3 protein-coding genes and 1 pseudogene are annotated in these 1,884 nt (G+C 70.6%); 1 reads left to right on the top strand and 3 read right to left on the bottom strand.

Features of this window, described 5'->3' with window-relative positions:
• Positions 1-277 (bottom strand): annotated as a pseudogene (locus tag ABT186_RS47595) (MFS transporter); the annotation flags it as partial.
• Complete coding sequence (locus ABT186_RS47600) at positions 274-636, bottom strand: MarR family winged helix-turn-helix transcriptional regulator (RefSeq protein WP_351232168.1); 363 nt, start codon at positions 634-636, stop codon at positions 274-276. The pseudogene ABT186_RS47595 and the gene ABT186_RS47600, both read right to left, overlap by 4 nt.
• Positions 637-811: 175 nt before the next feature.
• Between ABT186_RS47600 and ABT186_RS47605 the strand changes: the two genes are divergently transcribed.
• Positions 812-1,306 carry a TetR/AcrR family transcriptional regulator gene (locus ABT186_RS47605; RefSeq protein ID WP_351232164.1) on the top strand — a complete coding sequence of 165 codons (495 nt, stop codon included), beginning with the start codon at positions 812-814 and terminating at the stop codon, positions 1,304-1,306.
• A gap of 83 nt (positions 1,307-1,389) precedes the next feature.
• Here the strand turns inward: ABT186_RS47605 and ABT186_RS47610 are convergent, their stop codons facing one another.
• Positions 1,390-1,620, bottom strand: coding sequence for a hypothetical protein (locus tag ABT186_RS47610; protein WP_351930676.1), 231 nt, complete (start codon positions 1,618-1,620; stop codon positions 1,390-1,392).
• Positions 1,621-1,884 lie beyond the last annotated feature (264 nt).

The following is a 1,884-nucleotide window of genomic DNA, read 5'->3' on the forward strand; positions in this document are numbered from 1 at the left end:
CGAGGATCGTGGCCCGCCGGTGCGGGCCGGCTCCGAGCCGGCCCAGGACCGGCGTGGCGACGGCGCCGCTGAGCAGCGCGACGGTCAGCGTCCACTGCGCGCTGCCGAGCGAGACGTGGAACGAGGTCGCCACGCTGGTGATGAGCGGCGTCCCGAGGCTGGCGACCGCCGCCACGACCAGAGCGATGAACATCAGGGCGGGGACCAGCAGCCGCGCCTCGGAACGCGCCACCGGGAACGCCTTCACCGCGACCCCGCCGACCGGCTGCCCGGTCACTGCTTCGGCCCTTCGCGGTCCTGGTTTTCGAGCTCTGCCAGATGCTTCAGCGCCGGAAGGGCCGCCACCAGCGCCTCGACCTCGTCGCCGGTGAGCTCGCCGATCAACCGCTCGAACGCGTGGACGCCCGCCTGGCGCCGCGTCCGGACATAGGAGGCGCCGGCCTCGGTCAGGCACACCAGCGTGACCCGCTTGTCGGACGCGTCGCCCCGCCGCTCGACCAGGCCGGACTCCTCCATCACCCGGACCAGCACGGTCATCGCGGGCTGGGTGACGCCCTCGACCGCGGCCAGATCGGTGATGCGCCGCGGGCCGGTCCGGTCCAGGGTGGCCAGGGTGGCGGCGGACGTCAGGCTCATGTCCCGGGGCAGGCGTCTCGCGGCCCTGGTGGCCAGGCCGTAGAGGGCTGCCCCGATGGCGGCGGACGCGCCAGGAGCGGTGTCTTGACGACTCACGCTCGAAGCATAGCATTTTTATATTCATAGTTTATGGAAATGGTCGACTGGCGCGGGCGGCCTCGACCGCTGGGAGCCGGTGACGTCTCAGTGCCCGGCGATAGAATGGCGGCCCGCGCTTCGGCTCACCGAAGCAGCATTCATCCTCGACGCCGCCCACCGGGTCCTGGTCCGCTCCGGCACCAAGGGACTGACCCTGGTGGCCGTCGCCCGCGAGGCCCACGTCGACGTCATCACCGTCTCGTACCACTTCGGCACCCGGCACGGCCTGATCGAAGCCCTCATGGACCGCCTCTACAGCGAGCCGATCGCGGACTTCGCCGACAACGCCCAACACCTGCCCGACCCGCAACAGCGCTGGCACGCCCATCTGCAGAGCGTGCGCCGCATGTACCAGGACCGCGACGCCACCCTCGCCTACTTCGAGATCGCCGCCCTCGCCCTGCGCGACCCGGCGCTGCGGCTGCGCCTGGCCCGCCTCAACGACTGGACCGTCGACGCCTTCACCGAGGCGATCGGCCGCGACGCCGGCCCCTCCGCGGCGGCGCTTGTCTCGTCCACCACGCCGAAGTGATCTCCCTCAAAGGCGACAGCTACCGCGTGCGCGGCCGCGCCCTCGGACGGGATTCCGCGGCCAACACAGGGGAATGACCAACATCAACTGACGCGGCCGGGGTCCATCTTCGGAGTCGAGCACCGGGTCAGCTTTCGAAGACCGCCGACACGACGCACCTCGTTGCGCGGCTGGGCGTCCGTCAGTGCGGCCGGATCTTCTTGAAGCCGGTCGAGCCGCCGCACGGCCTGAGCGGTGCGGCGCAGTGCTGCTTCGGCGAGCGGTCCGCCGGCGAAGCCGTCGTGGACGTGAAGGCCGTCCTCGATGATCTTCACGATGCTTTCCTTTCCGGCCTGGACACCGGCGTCTTCGGAATGAAGACAGCGTCCCTGTTCCGAGCGGGCGGGATCACAGGACGTCCGCACCGTTACCGTTTCGCCCTGCCCTCAGTCCCGCTCAGGGCGTCAGGCGGACGCGTCGAGGGCTGCGTGGGGGCTGCGTCGGTGTAGATCACCACGTCATGGCACCATCGCCCGGCACAGCAGCACGTGCCTGGACCTCATCAGAGCCGACGGTGCCGGCGCCGCAGGACCACTGGG

This window comes from Streptomyces sp. NPDC001634, from assembly GCF_040298185.1.
Lineage (GTDB): Bacteria > Actinomycetota > Actinomycetes > Streptomycetales > Streptomycetaceae > Streptomyces.